This window comes from Streptomyces sp. SP18CS02 (genome assembly GCF_036322365.1).
Taxonomy (GTDB): Bacteria; Actinomycetota; Actinomycetes; order Streptomycetales; family Streptomycetaceae; genus Streptomyces.
The window spans coordinates 239,527-256,296 of sequence record NZ_JAQYXC010000285.1 but is presented as its reverse complement, the minus strand read 5'-3'; the positions used below and the strand labels follow the sequence as shown (position 1 = coordinate 256,296).

Genomic DNA, 16,770 nt, shown 5'->3' with positions numbered 1-16,770 from the left:
GGGCGATGTTTCACGTGAAACATCGCCCTCCTTCGGGCGTGGGGCTGGGGTGGGACCGGCTAGCGCAACCCTCCGGTCCGCCTCCAGCGCAGCAGCAGGGCGGCAGTGGCGGTGTAGAGAACGGCGACCAGGACCACCAGTGCCACTGACCGCCCCTCAGGGGGCAGCAGCAACGCGGCGACCCCGGCCGCCCCGACGAAGGCGACGTTGAACAGGACGTCGTAGAGCGAGAAGACCCGGCCGCGGAAGCTGTCATCCACGGCTGTCTGCACGACCGTGTCCGTAGCGATCTTGGTGCCCTGAGTGATGAGACCGAGGAGGAAAGCGGCGGCCAGCAGCGGTACAGGGGCGAAGGACAGACCGAGAGCCGGTTCCAGAACCGCTGCCGACCCCGCGCACAGTGCCATCCATCCGCCCGCTCCCAGTCGGCCCACAGCCCAGGGCGACACCACCGCGGCGGCGAAGAAGCCGACACCCGTGAGCCCGACGGCCAGCCCGAGAAGAGCGAGACCTTCCTGTTCCGTCGACGACCAGGCGTATCGGCAGAGCATCAGGACCATGACCGTCAGTGCTCCGTAGCAGAACCGCATCAGCGTCATGGCGGCCAGCGCCCGGGCCGCCGTCCGCCGCTCGGCCAGATGGCGCAACCCGAGAACCAGCCCGTGCGCGGTCGAGGCCAACGCCGCTCCCAGACGTGGCTGTGCCAGGCCCTCGTCGGGGCCGAGGAGGCCGCGTCCCATACGGAGCGAGGCGAGGGCGGAGCAGAGGTAGAGCGCCGCCCCCAGCAGGACCACCATGGCGTTGGAGTCATCGGCCAACAGACGTACGCCGACGGCGAGGCCACCGCCCGCGGTGGCGGCGAGCGTGCCGGCGGTGGGAGAGAGCGAGTTGGCCATCACGAGGCGGTCGGCGTCGACGACTCGGGGCAGGGACGCCGAGAGACCGGCGAGGACGAAGCGGTTGACGGCAGTCACCGTGAGGGCCGACGCGTAGAAGAGCCAGTCCGGCACGGAGGCGGTGATCAGGATCGCCGTGCAGCCGGCCAGCAGGGCGCGCAGCAGATTCCCGTACAGGAAGACCTGACGCCGCTGCCACCGATCCAGCAGGACGCCGGCGAACGGGCCGACGAGGGAGTACGGAAGAAGCAGCACCGCCATGGCGGACGCGATGGCGCCCGGCGAGGTCTGTTTCTCGGGGGAGAAGACCACGTACGTCGCGAGCGCGACCTGGTAGACGCCGTCGGCACACTGGGACAGCAGTCGTACGAGGAGCAGGCGGCGGAAGTTCGTCAGGCGTAGGAGTACGCGCAGATCACGTACGACAGGCATGTGGGCAAGGGTCACATACGGCGAGGGCCCCCGGGCAGTAGCGCGGGGGCCCTCGTCAGTACGGCAGGCGGCAGGCGGAACTCAGCGCTCGACCTCGCCCTTGATGAACTTCTCGACGTTGGCGAAGGCCTCGTCGTCGAAGTACTGCACCGGCGGGGACTTCATGAAGTACGAGGACGCGGAGAGGATCGGGCCGCCGATGCCCCGGTCCTTGGCGATCTTCGCGGCGCGCAGGGCGTCGATGATGACACCGGCCGAGTTCGGGGAGTCCCAGACCTCGAGCTTGTACTCCAGGTTCAGCGGGACGTCACCAAAGGCGCGGCCTTCGAGGCGGACGTACGCCCACTTGCGGTCGTCCAGCCAGGCGACGTAGTCCGACGGACCGATGTGGACGTTCTTCTCGCCCAGATCGCGGTCGGGGATCTGCGAGGTGACGGCCTGCGTCTTCGAGATCTTCTTGGACTCGAGGCGGTCGCGCTCCAGCATGTTCTTGAAGTCCATGTTGCCGCCGACGTTGAGCTGCATGGTGCGCTCAAGACGGACACCGCGGTCCTCGAACAGCTTCGCCATCACACGGTGCGTGATGGTGGCGCCGACCTGCGACTTGATGTCGTCACCGACGATCGGGACGCCGGCCTCGGTGAACTTGTCCGCCCACTCCTTGGTTCCGGCGATGAAGACCGGAAGGGCGTTGACGAAGGCGACCTTGGCGTCGATGGCGCACTGCGCGTAGAACTTCGCAGCGTCCTCGGAACCGACGGGGAGGTAGCAGACGAGGACGTCGACCTGCTTGTCCTTGAGGACCTGGACGACGTCGACCGGAGCCTCGTCGGACTCCTCGATGGTCTGGCGGTAGTACTTGCCGAGGCCGTCCAGGGTGTGGCCGCGCTGAACGGTCACGCCGGAGTTCGGCACGTCGCAGATCTTGATGGTGTTGTTCTCGCTGGCACCGATGGCGTCCGACAGGTCGAGGCCGACCTTCTTCGCGTCGACGTCGAAGGCGGCGACGAACTTGACGTCACCGACGTGGTAGTCGCCGAACTGGACGTGCATCAGACCCGGCACCTTGGACGCCGGGTCGGCGTCCTTGTAGTACTCGACGCCCTGCACCAGCGAGGCGGCGCAGTTGCCTACGCCGACGATGGCTACGCGAACCGAACCCATTCCGGTTGCTCCCTGTTTGTTCTCGACGAAGCCCTGCAGGTCGCAGGGCCTCACTTGGTGGTGTCGTCGGACGGATCCGGCCGGGTGCTGCCCCCGTGCCGGGGCAGGCCGCCCGTCTCTCCAGATGTGTTGTCCTGCTGAGCGGTGCCCTCCGGGCCATCGGGGCCGGATCGTCGCCGATCCCGTCCCGCCCGCTCGCTCTCGATGAGCTCGTTCAGCCAGCGCACTTCGCGCTCCACGGACTCCATTCCGTGGCGCTGGAGCTCAAGCGTGTAGTCGTCCAGACGGTCCCGTGTGCGGGCCAGGGAGGCACGCATCTTCTCCAGACGCTCCTCCAGTCGGCTGCGGCGGCCTTCCAGCACCCGCATCCGCACCTCACGCTCCGTCTGGCCGAAGAAGGCGAAGCGGGCCGCGAAGTGCTCGTCCTCCCAGGCATCGGGACCGGTGTGGGAGAGGAGCTCCTCGAAGTGCTCCTTACCTTCGGCCGTCAATCGGTAGACGATCTTGGCGCGACGCCCGGCGAGGGAGGCGGCGAGCGCTTCCTCGGGGGCGCTGCCGGGCTCCTCGATCAACCAGCCGTTCGCGACCAGAGTCTTGAGGCAGGGGTAGAGGGTCCCGTAGCTGAAGGCTCGGAAGATCCCCAGTGACGTGTTGAGCCGTTTACGCAGCTCGTAACCGTGCATCGGGGCTTCGCGGAGAAGGCCGAGGACGGCGAACTCGAGGATGCCGGAGCGTCTGCTCATGCGCCGCCTCCTTCGCCATCGCCGCCACTTATGCCGTGCTGATGTATCGACTCGATACATCCAGACGATAGAACGGCGACTCTATCGCGACAAGTGGAGTGATCGTGAACGGCGTCACATCGCTAATTCGCAGTAAACGACTTGCCTGATTTGGGGTGAACTTCGGCTCTAGGCGGGTTTTGACCGTGCGTAGTCTGTGCGGCATGCACACCACCGGGAACCGCGCGACGTCGATGGACGTCCTCGTTCTGAGTGCATGGCGGATGAGCCCTCCGAAGGGCTGGTCCGTAGTCATTTCGGGGGGACCGGAACTCAGCTGCCGCTTCCAGGCGTACTCGCCTGCCCGAGGAGTAGTCGTTCGATGAGCGAGCACCGTCGCAAACTGCCGCCGCAGCCCCAGGGCGGCGGACGTGCCGCGGCCAGACGAGCCGCCCAGCAGCCTACGGGCCGCAGGGCGGCTCAGACACGGGGGTCCGACAGCGGGTCCCCTTCGGAGTCGTACGGCGAGGAGCGCCCCTACGGCGGCCGCGCCGAAGCCCGCCGTGCCGCCCAGCGCGGCCCCGGCCGCCGGCGCGGAGCGGAGGCGGCCGCGGCGGGAGCCGGCGCCGGCCGTGGCCGTGGTGGTCCCCCCGGCAAGAAGCGCCTGATCGACTACCCCCGGCACGACAAGTACGGCTGGCGTCGCTGGATGCCGTCCTGGAAGCTCACCAGCGGTCTGTTCCTGGGGTTCGCGGCGTCGTTGCTGGGCGCCGCGACCATCGCGTACGCCATGGTCGAGGTCCCCGACCCGGACAAGGCCGCCACGGCGCAGAACAACGTCTACTACTGGGACGACGGCACGCAGATGGCCGCGACCGGTGGTGAGATCAACCGCCAGATCATCCCGATCGAGGAGATCCCGCTCGCGATGCAGAACGCGGTGATCTCGGCCGAGAACAAGACGTTCCGCGACGACTCGGGCATCGACCCGATGGGTATCGGCCGTGCGCTGTTCAACATGGCCACGGGAGAGCAGACCCAGGGCGGCTCGACCATCACCCAGCAGTACGTGAAGAACAACCGGCTCAACAACCAGTCCCAGACGCTGAGCCGTAAGTTCAAGGAGCTCTTCATCTCCATCAAGGTCGGTACCGACCTTGATAAAAAAGACATCATGGCGGGGTACCTGAACACCTCGTACTACGGCCGCGGCGCCTACGGCATCCAGGCCGCGGCCCGCACGTACTACAACAAGGACGCCCAGAAGCTGAACCCCAGCGAGTGCGCGTTCCTCGCCTCCCTCCTGAAGGGTTCCACGTACTACGACCCGGAAGGCGCCCCGGAGATCGACCCGGAGGCCACGGCCAAGAACAACGAGGAGAGGGCCACCAAGCGCTGGAAGTGGATCCTCGACGAGATGACCAACGACGGCTACCTCAAGCCGGGTGAGCGTGCCAAGTTCACGACGTTCCCGATGCCGTTGAAGACGACGAAGAACGCGAAGCTCGGTGGTCAGATCGGTTACCTGGTCGACCTCGCCAAGGCGTACTTCATCAACAACAACGACCGGGGCATCACCGCGCAGGACCTGGCCCAGGGCGGCTACGAGATCCACACCACCTTCAACAAGAAGCGGGTCAAGGACCTCGAAACGGCCGTGAAGAACGTCTACGACGCCAACATCGACCCGGCCAAGCGGCCCAAGACCGACACCCACGTCCAGTTCGGCGGGGCCTCGGTCGACCCGGAGACCGGCGCGATCGTCGCCATCTACGGCGGCAGCGACGCGACCAAGCACTTCACCAACAACGCCGACCAGACCGGTGCCCAGGTCGGATCCACCTTCAAGCCCTTCGTGCTCGCCGCGGCGATGCGCGACGGCGTGCGCGACCCCAACGGCGGTCCCGAGCAGGGCCCGGACCAGCGCAGGCTCGTCGACCCCGACAAGAGCATCTACGAGGGCAGGAACAAGCTCAAGATCAAGAACTACGACGGCAGCGTCTGGCAGGACGAGAACGGCGAGCAGTGGCTCCAGACCAACGACGGTCAGGTGTCGTACAAGGACATCAACCTGCGTCAGGCGATGATCCACTCCGCCAACTCGCCCTTCGTGCAGCTGGGCATGGACATCGGCATCCCGAAGGTCAGGCAGGCGGCCATCGACGCCGGTCTGCGGGAGAACTCCCTCGCCAAGGCCAATGTGCCGTCGTTCTCGATCGGCATCTCCGACCCGAGCGCCATCCGCATGGCCGGCTCGTACGCGACGTTCGCAGCCAACGGCGAGCAGCGTGACCCGTACTCCGTCACCAAGGTCGACGCGGGCGGCAAGACGGTCTTCGAGCACGAGGTGAAGACGAAGGCGGCCTTCTCCACGGCCGTCGCCAGCAACGTCACCGACGTGCTGCGCGATGTCGTCGAGGACCCCGAGGGCACGGGTAAGAACGCCCGCATCCCCGGCCGTGACGTCGCGGGCAAGACGGGTACGACCGACGGCAACAAGTCCGCCTGGTTCGTCGGTTACACCCCCCAGCTGTCCACCGCCATCGACATGTACCGTCTCGACGACAACGCGGAGAACAAGAACCGCAAGTTCCTCGAGATGTACGGCACCGGTGACCAGGACAAGATCCACGGATCGTCGTTCCCGTCCGAGATCTGGCAGAAGTACATGTCCTCGACGCTCAAGGGCGAGAAGGTCATGCGCTTCCCCAAGCCGGAGACCCTGGATGCCGAGGCGGTCTACGGCGGTGGCGCCCCGAGCCCGCAGCCCACACCGTCGGAGAAGCCCTCGGAGACGCCTTCCCAGTCGCCGTCCCCGACGCCCTCGCAGTCGTCGTCCTCGCCCAGCCCCGAACCGGACACCTCCTGCGGTCCGTTCGAATGGGACTGTTCCGAGGACAACGGTGGTCAGAACGGCGGAAGCGACGAGGGTGCGACCGACACCGGCGGAAGTACCACCGGCGGAGTCACCACCAGCCCGTCGCCGCCCACCGGCGGGAACGTGAACGGGAACCCCACCGGGGGCAGCGGCAACTCCAACGGCGGCGGCTGGCTCGGAGGCTCCGAGGGCTGACAGCCGCCCCGGCCGGCCCAGGGCCGCCCTATCCGGAACGCGCACATCTCGCGCACCGGATACGGCGGCCCTTCCGCTTGTCCACAGGTTCATACGGGCCACAGGCCGGTACGGCAGGATGTCCCCATGCCGAGCCCAGAGAAGACGAGCGCGCACCGGGACAGACCCGTCGTGCGCCCCACCCAGCGGGATGAAGTCGCCGCCGCGGGAAGCGAGCTGATCGGCGGTCCCATCGGCCGCTGGGCGCGGCTCGGCAGCAGTCCGCTCACCCCGGTGCGTGTCGTCGCACTCACCGCGATCGGCATGTTCGCGCTGGGGATGGTGCAGAAGATCCCCTGCTACAACTGGGCGTGGTTCCGCGGGACAAGCTCGCAGTACACGCACGCCTGTTACTCCGACATCCCGCACCTCTTCGTGGGACGGGGCTTCGCCGACGGGCTGATCCCTTACTTCGAGCGGCTCCCCGGCGACATGGACTTCCTTGAGTACCCGGTCCTGACGGGCCTCTTCATGCAGGTCGCGGCATGGTTCACGCTGCCGTTCGACGGCGACATGCAGTACCGCGAGCAGGCGTACTGGATGGTCAACGCGGGGATGCTGATGATCTGCGTCGCCGTCCTCGCCGTCTGCGTCGCCCGGACGCACCGCCACCGCCCCTGGGACGCCCTGCTGGTGGCCCTCGCGCCCGCGCTCGCCCTCACCGCGACCATCAACTGGGACCTGCTCGCCGTGGCGCTCACCGCGGCCGCCATGCTGATGTGGTCACGGGAGCGGCCGCTCGCCTTCGGCGTCCTGCTCGGTCTGGCGACGGCCGCCAAGCTCTATCCCGTCCTGCTGCTGGGGCCGCTGCTGGTGCTGTGCTGGCGGGCCTGGAAGTGGCGGGAGTTCGGAGCGGCGCTGCTGGGGACGGCCGGCTCCTGGTTCGTGGTGAACCTGCCCGTCATGCTGCTGGCCCCCGAAGGGTGGAAGAAGTTCTACACCTTCAGCCAGGAACGGACCGTCGACTTCGGTTCCTTCTGGCTGATCATCACCCAGCGCACCGGCGAGAACCTCGAGGTCGAGGCGGTCAACACGTACGCGGTCCTGCTGATGCTGCTGGCCTGCGCCGGTATCGGTGCGCTGACCCTCACCGCGCCCCGCCGCCCGCGGTTCGCCCAGCTCGCGTTCCTGGTGGTCGCCGCGTTCATCCTGACCAACAAGGTCTACTCGCCGCAGTACGTCCTGTGGCTCATCCCGCTCGCCGCTCTCGCCCGTCCCCGCTGGCGGGACTTCCTGATCTGGCAGACCTGCGAGGTCATGTACTTCGCGGGGATCTGGCTGTACCTCGCCTACACCAGCAGCGGCAACAAGCAGGGGCTGCCGACCGAGGGCTACCAGTTCGCCATCGCTCTGCACCTGGCGGGGACGCTGTTCCTGTGCGCCATGGTCGTGCGCGACATCCTGCTGCCCGAGCGCGACGGGGTGCGGCGCGACGGGTCGGACGACCCGTCCGGCGGTGTCCTGGACGGCGCGGAGGACGTCTTCGTGCTGGGACAGGCCGCCCACCCGCCCCAGCACGCCGCACAGGCGGTCGAGGGGCCGCGTGTGGAGTGGGGCGTCGTACGGGAGTAGGACGGGCTCCCGGGACGTGTCCGGGAGCCCGTCCGACAAGCGGGCTCCACGAGATCATGGCGTTCGGCAGGGGCCCTGCTCTCGGCCCCTGCCGGGCGGCCTGATGCGGAAGCGGAACCCGGACGCGACCTACCGCTCGACGAGACGGTCGAACTGCGTGGTGGTGTGCCGCAGGTGGGCCACCAGCTCGTCGCCGACCTTCGGCTCCTGCGCGTCCGCGGGGACGAACAGGATCGACACCTGCATGTGGGGCGGCTCGGCGAACCAGCGCTGCTTGCCCGCCCACACGAACGGAGAAAGGTTCCGGTTGACGGTCGCGAGACCCGCGCGTGCCACGCCCTTGGCGCGCGGCATCACACCGTGCATCGCCTTGGGGGCCTCAAGACCCACGCCGTGGGAGGTACCGCCGGCGACGACCACCAGCCAGCCGTCCGACGCCGCCTTCTGCTGGCGGTAACCGAACCGGTCGCCCTTGGCGACGCGCGTGACGTCCAGGACCGAGCCCCGGTACTCCGTCGCCTCGTGGTCGCCGAGCCACAGCCGCGTACCGATCCGTGCCCGGAACCGGGTCTGCGGGAACTGCTGCTGGAGCCTCGCCTGCTCCTCGGACCGCAGGTGGCTGACGAACAGGGTGTGCAGCGGGAGCCGGGCGGCCCGCAGCCGGTCCATCCAGCCGATGACCTCCTCGACGGCGTCGGTGCCGTCCGTGCGGTCCAGCGGCAGGTGCAGCGCGAAGCCCTCCAGGCGCACGTCCTCGATGGCCGCGTGCAGCTGGCCCAGCTCGTGCTCGCCGATGCCGTGACGCCTCATCGAGCTCATGCACTCGATGACGACCCTGGCGCCCACCAGGGCGTGGACGCCGTCCACCGACGACACGGAACGGATCACCCGGTCCGGCAGCGGGACGGGCTCCTCACCCCGCCGGAACGGGGTGAGCACCAGCAGATCGCCACCGAACCAGTCCTTGATGCGGGCTGCCTCGTACGTCGTACCGACGGCCAGCATGTCGGAACCGAAGCGCGCGGCCTCGTCCGCCAGCCGCTCATGCCCGAAGCCGTAGCCATTGCCCTTGCAGACCGGGATCAGCCCGGGGAACTTGTCGATCACGGACTTCTGGTGCGCCCGCCAGCGAGCGGTGTCGACGTAAAGGGAGAGCGCCATGGCCGGCCCGGAACCTTTCTGGTGGCTTCGGTGATCAAAGATGAGTACGTGGGTACGGAACCGTCAGCGGCGCGACATGTACATGTCGAGCGCCTTGTGGAGCAGCTTGTTGAGCGGGAAGTCCCACTCGCCGATGTACTCGACGGCCTCGCCGCCCGTCCCGACCTTGAACTGGATCAGGCCGAAGAGGTGGTCGGTCTCGTCGAGGGAGTCGGAGATGCCGCGCAGGTCGTACACGGTCGCCCCCATGGCGTACGCGTCGCGCAGCATCCGCCACTGCATCGCGTTCGAGGGGCGGACCTCACGGCCGATGTTGTCCGAGGCGCCGTAGGAGTACCAGACGTGACCGCCGACGACCAGCATGGTCGCCGCGGACAGGTTCACGCCGTTGTGGCGGGCGAAGTACAGCCGCATGCGGTTGGGGTCCTCGTTGTTGAGCACCGTCCACATGCGCTGGAAGTACGAGAGGGGCCGGGGGCGGAAGCGGTCGCGCACCGCGGTGATCTCGTACAGGCGCTGCCACTCGGCCAGGTCCTCGTAACCGCCCTGGACGACCTCCACGCCGGCCTTCTCGGCCTTCTTGATGTTGCGGCGCCACAGCTGGTTGAAGCCCTTGAGGACATCGTCGAGCGAACGGTTGGCCAGCGGCACCTGGAAGACGTAGCGCGGCTGCACGTCGCCGAAGCCGGCGCCCCCGTCCTCACCCTGCTGCCAGCCCATCTTGCGCAGCCGGTCGGAGACCTCGAAGGCACGCGGCTCGATGTGCGAGGCCTCGACGTCACGAAGGCGCTTGACGTCCGGGTCCTGGATGCCGGACTTGATCGCGGTCGAGTCCCAGCGGCGGATGACGACCGGCGGGCCCATCTTCACGGAGAAGGCGCCCTGGTTCCTGAGGTGCGCCAGCATCGGCTGGAGCCAGTCGTCCAGGTTCGGGGCGTACCAGTTGATCACCGGGCCCTCGGGCAGGTACGCGAGGTAGCGCTTGATCTTCGGCAGCTGGCGGTAGAGCACGAGGCCCGCGCCGACCAGTTCGCCGCTCTTGTCGAACCAGCCGAGGCTCTCCGACCGCCACTCCGTCTTCACATCTGCCCATGCCGGGACCTGGCAGTGACTCGCCGCGGGCAGGCTCTGGATGTACGCCAGATGCTGCTCACGGCTGATGGTCCTCAGGGTCAGGCTCATGCGGGGCGCTCCTCGGCAGGTGTGTCCCCATGGGTACAGGGGCTCCGGCTCTCGCGCCGAAGCCTACTGGCACCGAGGAGCGCCCCGACTGGCTGGACGCCGCTAGGGCCTAGCCGAGGAGTCCGCCGAAGAGTCCGCCGTGCGCCATTCCGAGTCCGAAGCCGATCGCCGAGGCGCCCAGCCCGATGATCAGGAGGGTGCGTTCCCGGGTCGTCTCCGAGATGTACTGGCCGTACGCGCCCGTGAGAATGCCGACCAGGCCGGCCCAGGAACTGATCAGGTGGAGGCTGTGGAACTGCGCCGTGATGAAGGCGAGAACACCCAGGACCAGGGTCACCGCCATCAGGGTGTCCTGGAGCGGATGGGCCTTGCCGTCGGAGGCGAAGAGGGACGAGGTGGGATGACGCTGGAAGGCTTGAGCCATGAGGCACCTCCTGGTGTGCCGGAAGGCGGCGCATCGTAGCGCCGCACGCACCCGATGTGTACAGATTGTGGCCCCTGACGGGCGGATTTCAACCGGAAGCAGATGTGCGGGTACTCTGTACGGTCTGCACCGGTGTCTGCCCATGCCTCGGGACGAGCCCCTCGTACGTCGAGGTCGCTTGTCAGTGGCGGCCGATACCGTTGCGTACGCATCACGACCCTCCTGCCACGGAACGACCGTGGCCGCTGAGTCCAAAGGAGGTGGGTTCCACATGCGTCACTACGAGGTGATGGTCATCCTCGACCCCGATCTCGAGGAGCGCGCTGTCTCCCCGCTGATCGAGAACTTCCTCTCCGTCGTCCGTGAGGGCAACGGAAAGGTCGAGAAGGTCGACACCTGGGGCCGTCGTCGTCTCTCTTACGAGATCAAGAAGAAGCCCGAGGGCATCTACTCGGTCATCGACCTGCAGGCCGAGCCTGCGGTCGTCAAGGAGCTCGACCGACAGATGAACCTGAACGAGTCGGTCCTCCGGACCAAGGTCCTCCGTCCCGAGACCCACTGAGCTTTTCCCGCTCAGAGGTCATCGGGTCCGAGTAGCAGCAAGCAGCCAGCAGCAATCCCGCCGAGAGGTTCCCCATGGCAGGCGAGACCGTCATCACGGTCGTCGGCAATCTTGTCGACGACCCCGAGCTGCGCTTCACCCCGTCCGGTGCGGCGGTCGCGAAGTTCCGTGTCGCGTCCACTCCCCGCACTTTCGATCGTCAGACCAATGAGTGGAAGGACGGCGAAAGCCTCTTCCTCACCTGCTCGGTCTGGCGTCAGGCGGCGGAGAACGTCGCCGAGTCGCTCCAGCGCGGCATGCGTGTCGTCGTGCAGGGTCGGCTGAAGCAGCGGTCCTACGAGGACCGCGAGGGCGTCAAGCGCACGGTCTACGAGCTGGACGTCGAGGAAGTCGGCCCCAGCCTCAAGAACGCCACGGCCAAGGTCACCAAGACCACCGGTCGCGGCGGCCAGGGTGGCCAGGGTGGCTACGGCGGCGGCCAGCAGGGCGGCGGCAACTGGGGTGGAAACTCCGGTGGTGGCCAGCAGGGCGGCGGCGGGGCTCCCGCAGACGACCCGTGGGCGACCAGCGCGCCGGCCGGCGGCCAGCAGCAGGGCGGCGGGGGCAGCTGGGGCGGAAGCTCCAGCGGCGGTGGCTACTCGGACGAGCCCCCCTTCTAGGACGTCCCTTCCAGGACCTCCAGGGGGCAGCTCGTACCCCACTTCTTGATCACACAGGAGATACACATGGCGAAGCCGCCTGTGCGCAAGCCGAAGAAGAAGGTCTGCGCATTCTGCAAGGACAAGACCGCGTACGTGGACTACAAGGACACGAACATGCTGCGGAAGTTCATTTCCGACCGCGGCAAGATCCGTGCCCGCCGCGTGACCGGCAACTGCACGCAGCACCAGCGTGACGTCGCCACGGCCGTCAAGAACAGCCGTGAGATGGCGCTGCTGCCCTACACGTCCACCGCGCGATAAGGGAAGGGTGACCGAATCATGAAGATCATCCTCACCCATGAGGTCTCTGGCCTCGGTGCCGCCGGTGACGTCGTCGACGTCAAGGACGGTTACGCTCGCAACTACCTGGTCCCGCGTGGTTTCGCGATCCGCTGGACCAAGGGTGGCGAGAAGGACGTGGCGCAGATCCGCCGCGCCCGCAAGATCCACGAGATCGCGACCATCGAGCAGGCCAACGAGATCAAGGCCCGCCTCGAGGGCGTCAAGGTGCGTCTGGCTGTTCGCTCCGGCGACGCCGGCCGTCTCTTCGGCTCCGTGACCCCGGCCGACATCGCCTCGGCGATCAAGACCGCGGGTGGCCCGGACGTCGACAAGCGTCGTGTCGAGCTCGGTTCGCCGATCAAGACCCTGGGCTCGCACCAGGTGTCCGTGCGTCTGCACCCCGAGGTCGCCGCGAAGCTCGGCGTCGAGGTCGTCGCCGCCTGAGCACTGCTTCCAGCAGGGCTTCAGAGCGGTACGGCCGTGCGTAGTACGGCTTGACAGCGGTACGACGCAGCATCGGCAGAACAAAGGGCCGCACCCTTCGGGGTGCGGCCCTTTGTCGTGTTTCACGTGAAACACGACAGGTTCAGCGAGTGGCGCCCGTGACCACCCAGCGGCCGGAGCGCATCCGGAGCCAGAGGGTGAGCATCCGGGTCGTCATCATCAGCGTCATGGCCCACCACAGGGTGGTGAGCCCGCCCCCCAGCACGGGTACCAGCAGGGCGGCCGGGGCGAACACCGCCAGCGTTACGACCATGGCCCCCGCGAGATAGGGGCCGTCGCCCGCGCCCATGAGTACCCCGTCCAGCACGAATACCACTCCGGCGATCGGCTGCGTGAGCGCCACGACCAGCAGGGCGGGAAGAAGGGTGTCCTGGACTGCCTGGTCGCTCGTGAAGAGCGGGATGAACAGCGGGCGGGCGAGAATGATGAGACCGCCGAGCAGCACTCCGGATATGACGCCCCACTGCACCATGCGTCGGCATACCTGGCGAGCGCCGTCGGCATCGTTCGCCCCCAGGTAGCGCCCGATGATCGCCTGTCCGGCGATGGCTATCGCATCAAGGGCGAAGGCCATCAGGCTCCACAGGGACAGGATGATCTGGTGGGCGGCCACGTCGACATCGCCCAGCCGGGCTGCGACGGCCGTGGCGATCATGAGGACCGCGCGCAGCGAGAGCGTACGCACCAGCAGGGGGACCCCGGCCTGGGCGCTCGCCCTTATGCCGGCGGCGTCCGGCCGCAGTGAGGCTCCGTGCTTGCGTGCTCCCCTCACGACCACGACGAGATAGGCGAGGGCCATACCGCACTGGGCGATCACGGTGCCCCAGGCGGACCCGGCGATACCGAGGCCGGCGCCGTAGACGAGACCGATGTTGAGGGCCGCGTTGGCAGTGAAGCCGGCGATGGCCACGTACAGCGGAGTGCGGGTGTTCTGCAGACCACGGAGGATGCCGGTGGCTGCCAGAACGACCAGCATCGCCGGGATGCCGAGGCTGGAGATCCTGAGGTAGGTGGTGGCGTGGTCGGCAGCGGCCTCGGAGGCTCCGAAGAGCCCGACGACCCAGGGCGCCGTGGGAAGCGTGACCGCGATGACGACGGCGCCCAGGAGGAGTGCGAGCCAGATGCCGTCCATGCCCTGCCGGATGGCGGCCGGAAGGTCCCCCGCTCCCACGCGCCGGGCGACGGCTGCGGTCGTGGCGTAGGCCAGGAAGACGAAGACGCTCACCGCTGTGGACAGAAGCGCGGACGCGATGCCGAGTGCGGCCAGCTCGGGTGTCCCCAGATGGCCGACGACAGCGCTGTCGACCATCAGGAAGAGCGGCTCGGCCACGAGCGCGCCGAAGGCCGGGACGGCGAGTGCGAAGATCTCGCGGTCGTGGTGTCGGCGGGCGTTCTTGGAGGGCGCGGGAGCCTGGGTCATGGGTCCAATCTAATCTTCCACAGGTAAGAGATGCAAAGGACCTGCGATCCTTACCGGGAGTGGAGTTGACGCTTCGTCCGGGCGCCGTTTGTTCTGATCTTGGCCCAGCCGGGAAAGTTTTTCTCCCCCACAGCCGGTGGACGGAAAAAGGCCAGGTCAAAGGCTGTTCGAGGGCGTCGTTATGAGTTTGTCCACACGGCTGTCCCCTGTTCCGTGCACAGGTTCCGCCGGGTTCTCCACAGCATCTGGGTCTTCGCCCACAGGGCCTGTGGATAACCAGATTGGCTGACGGTGCCGACGGGCCTACCGTGGTCCGGCGCTCGACGCTTCAGAAGCGGAGTCGAGCGGCTCGTTTTGTCAGTGTCGTGCCGTAGAAAGAGTGGCACGGCGAAGGTCCGCGGAGCGGACGGGAGGAGGTGGGCCGGTGACTATCCCTGAGCCCTTGGACGACCCCTGGGCCGAGACCGGTCCCAGTGACCGCCTGCCCGTCTCCCGCCAGCGCGGCAGCGAAGGCCGTGGCCGCGGGCGAGGCCGGGACGACCAGCACGAGCGGGGCAGCGACAGCGGACCCTGGGACAGCGGAGTGGGCGCGTTCGAGCGCGTACCGCCGCAGGACCTCGATGCCGAGCAGTCGGTGCTCGGCGGCATGCTGCTCTCCAAGGACGCCATCGCCGACGTCGTGGAGATCATCAAGGGCCACGACTTCTACCGGCCGGCGCACGAGACGGTCTTCCAGGCGATCCTCGACCTCTACGCCAAGGGAGAGCCGGCCGACCCCATCACCGTGGGCGCCGAGCTGACCAAGCGCGGGGAGATCACCCGGGTCGGCGGGGCCTCGTACCTGCACACCCTGGTCCAGTCGGTACCGACCGCGGCCAATGCTTCGTACTACGCGGAGATCGTCCATGAGAGGGCGGTCCTGCGCAGGCTCGTCGAGGCCGGCACCAAGATCACGCAGATGGGATACGCCGCCGACGGAGACGTCGACGAGATCGTCAACTCGGCGCAGGCGGAGATCTACGCGGTCACCGAGCAGCGCACCAGCGAGGACTACCTGCCCCTCGGCGACATCATGGAGGGCGCGCTCGACGAGATCGAGGCGATCGGTTCCCGCAGCGGTGAGATGACCGGCGTACCGACCGGGTTCACGGACTTCGATTCGCTGACCAACGGTCTCCACCCGGGCCAGATGATCGTGATCGCGGCCCGCCCCGCCATGGGTAAGTCGACGCTGGCACTGGACTTCGCCCGTGCGTGTTCGATCAAGAACAACCTGCCGAGCGTGATCTTCTCCCTTGAAATGGGGCGCAATGAGATCGCCATGCGCCTGTTGTCGGCAGAGGCGCGGGTGGCGCTGCACCACATGCGTTCCGGCACGATGACCGACGAGGACTGGACGCGTCTCGCACGGCGCATGCCCGATGTCTCGCAGGCACCCCTCTACATCGACGACTCCCCGAACCTGTCGATGATGGAGATCCGGGCGAAGTGCCGTCGGCTCAAGCAGCGGAACAATCTGAAGCTGGTCGTCATCGACTACCTCCAGCTGATGCAGTCAGGAGGCTCCAAGCGCGCCGAGAGCCGTCAGCAGGAGGTCTCGGACATGTCCCGAAACCTCAAGCTGCTGGCGAAGGAGCTGGAGCTGCCGGTGATCGCGCTGTCACAGCTGAACCGTGGTCCGGAGCAGCGTACGGACAAGAAGCCGATGGTCTCCGACCTGCGTGAATCCGGCTCGATCGAGCAGGACGCGGACATGGTGATCCTGCTGCACCGCGAGGACGCCTACGAGAAGGAGTCTCCCCGAGCGGGCGAGGCGGACCTGATCGTGGCCAAGCACCGTAACGGCCCCACGGCGACGATCACCGTCGCCTTCCAGGGCCACTACTCGCGCTTCGTGGACATGGCGCAGACGTGACGGACGTCTGCAGCGTCTCAAATCCAGCTTCATAATCTCACCGCCCGCTTCATATCGGCTGCACTTATGAAGCGGGCCGTGAGATACCGCAGGTCACTGGCCTGCCCGGTGCGGGTGGGCGTGCCCACGTGGTGGTCGGCGCGTGCAGTGCTGTCTACACCTTGTTCTACACCTCGTTGAAACCGCGCGATGGGTCGTGGATGTCAAGCTCGATGACGATCACGAAGAAGGTCGTGACGACGTAGTGGACCATTACGTGGTCTTCCCACACCGCGCGCGTCACGGTGTCGCTCGTGTAGACGAGGTGGCTGCCGGGGCCCTCGGGCTCAGCGGTGATCCTGTCGACGAGACGCAGGAACGTGTCCCGATCCTCGGTCGGCATGTAGTCGCGGAAGCGCGCAACCTGCTCGGTGAACTGCACTCGTCTCTTCATCGAGGCCGGAGTCTAGGGACACCGCGAAGCTTCCTGCGGGCCATTATCAAGGGGTGCCCTACGGGCAGGCGACCTTTGGCAGCTCGCTCCGCCCGCGCTGCGGCGATCGCCGTCCCGGGGCGGGCTGGGTACGCGCCACTCGCCTTGCCGAGCCGCAGGTCACGGCCTCGGTGTATGCAGCAAAGCGCGAGGTCCTACAACGTTATCGCGCGGCTTCATGGCCGGCGGTCCGCCCTCGGCCGCAGCGCCTCGTGTTGCGTTCCCGCCTGGACAGCTGGCCGAGATACG

Annotated in this window: 15 protein-coding genes; 7 read left to right on the top strand and 8 right to left on the bottom strand. The window is 67.4% G+C overall.

The genetic code is table 11. From position 1 onward, the window contains the following. Window positions 1-59 precede the first annotated feature (59 nt). From PUR26_RS18200 to PUR26_RS18190, 3 genes are all read right to left on the bottom strand, one after another. Window positions 60-1,328 (bottom strand): MFS transporter, encoded by a 1,269-nt coding sequence (locus PUR26_RS18200; RefSeq protein WP_329873440.1) that lies wholly within the window; start codon window positions 1,326-1,328, stop codon window positions 60-62. An 81-nt stretch (window positions 1,329-1,409) separates the two neighbouring features. Beyond that, entirely contained in the window at window positions 1,410-2,492 is a 1,083-nt protein-coding gene (locus PUR26_RS18195) for an inositol-3-phosphate synthase (protein WP_329873439.1), read from the bottom strand. 50 nt (window positions 2,493-2,542) lie between these two features. Continuing rightward, a complete protein-coding gene (locus PUR26_RS18190) occupies window positions 2,543-3,235 on the bottom strand; it encodes a PadR family transcriptional regulator (protein WP_329873438.1) in 693 nt (230 codons plus the stop codon). Between the two features lie 361 nt (window positions 3,236-3,596). Between PUR26_RS18190 and PUR26_RS18185 the strand changes: the two genes are divergently transcribed. Then, the gene (locus PUR26_RS18185) at window positions 3,597-6,287 is read left to right on the top strand and encodes a transglycosylase domain-containing protein (RefSeq protein ID WP_329873437.1); all 2,691 of its coding nucleotides are present in this window, start codon (window positions 3,597-3,599) and stop codon (window positions 6,285-6,287) included. 126 nt (window positions 6,288-6,413) lie between these two features. Beyond that, complete coding sequence (locus PUR26_RS18180) at window positions 6,414-7,898, top strand: glycosyltransferase family 87 protein (protein ID WP_329873436.1); 1,485 nt, start codon at window positions 6,414-6,416, stop codon at window positions 7,896-7,898. Between the two features lie 129 nt (window positions 7,899-8,027). Here the strand turns inward: PUR26_RS18180 and PUR26_RS18175 are convergent, their stop codons facing one another. The 3 genes from PUR26_RS18175 to PUR26_RS18165 form a co-directional block, all read right to left on the bottom strand. After that, window positions 8,028-9,059 carry an alanine racemase gene (locus PUR26_RS18175; protein ID WP_329873435.1) on the bottom strand — a complete coding sequence of 344 codons (1,032 nt, stop codon included), beginning with the start codon at window positions 9,057-9,059 and terminating at the stop codon, window positions 8,028-8,030. 63 nt (window positions 9,060-9,122) lie between these two features. Next, window positions 9,123-10,241: a lipid II:glycine glycyltransferase FemX gene (locus tag PUR26_RS18170; protein ID WP_329873434.1), complete on the bottom strand. Its 1,119-nt coding sequence runs from the start codon at window positions 10,239-10,241 to the stop codon at window positions 9,123-9,125. 109 nt (window positions 10,242-10,350) lie between these two features. Beyond that, complete coding sequence (locus PUR26_RS18165; protein WP_329873433.1) at window positions 10,351-10,665, bottom strand: hypothetical protein; 315 nt, start codon at window positions 10,663-10,665, stop codon at window positions 10,351-10,353. Between the two features lie 271 nt (window positions 10,666-10,936). Between PUR26_RS18165 and rpsF the strand changes: the two genes are divergently transcribed. The 4 genes from rpsF to rplI all read left to right on the top strand — a co-directional run bounded on the left by rpsF (window position 10,937) and on the right by rplI (window position 12,654). Beyond that, on the top strand, window positions 10,937-11,227 hold the full coding sequence (gene rpsF, locus PUR26_RS18160; protein ID WP_006604399.1) for a 30S ribosomal protein S6: 291 nt from the start codon (window positions 10,937-10,939) through the stop codon (window positions 11,225-11,227). Window positions 11,228-11,301: 74 nt separating this feature from the next. Beyond that, on the top strand, window positions 11,302-11,886 hold the full coding sequence (locus PUR26_RS18155; RefSeq protein ID WP_329873432.1) for a single-stranded DNA-binding protein: 585 nt from the start codon (window positions 11,302-11,304) through the stop codon (window positions 11,884-11,886). A gap of 66 nt (window positions 11,887-11,952) precedes the next feature. Next, a complete protein-coding gene (gene rpsR / locus PUR26_RS18150) occupies window positions 11,953-12,189 on the top strand; it encodes a 30S ribosomal protein S18 (protein ID WP_005315025.1) in 237 nt (78 codons plus the stop codon). Window positions 12,190-12,207: 18 nt separating this feature from the next. Then, window positions 12,208-12,654 (top strand): 50S ribosomal protein L9, encoded by a 447-nt coding sequence (gene rplI, locus PUR26_RS18145; protein WP_327375218.1) that lies wholly within the window; start codon window positions 12,208-12,210, stop codon window positions 12,652-12,654. A gap of 142 nt (window positions 12,655-12,796) precedes the next feature. Here rplI and PUR26_RS18140 read toward each other — a convergent pair whose 3' ends face one another. Next, complete coding sequence (locus PUR26_RS18140; RefSeq protein ID WP_329873431.1) at window positions 12,797-14,134, bottom strand: MATE family efflux transporter; 1,338 nt, start codon at window positions 14,132-14,134, stop codon at window positions 12,797-12,799. 424 nt (window positions 14,135-14,558) lie between these two features. Here PUR26_RS18140 and dnaB point away from each other — a divergent pair, with 424 nt between their 5' ends. Beyond that, entirely contained in the window at window positions 14,559-16,049 is a 1,491-nt protein-coding gene (dnaB, locus tag PUR26_RS18135) for a replicative DNA helicase (RefSeq protein ID WP_329873430.1), read from the top strand. Between the two features lie 166 nt (window positions 16,050-16,215). Here the strand turns inward: dnaB and PUR26_RS18130 are convergent, their stop codons facing one another. After that, entirely contained in the window at window positions 16,216-16,470 is a 255-nt protein-coding gene (locus PUR26_RS18130; RefSeq protein ID WP_329873429.1) for a hypothetical protein, read from the bottom strand. Between the last annotated feature and the right edge of the window lie 300 nt (window positions 16,471-16,770).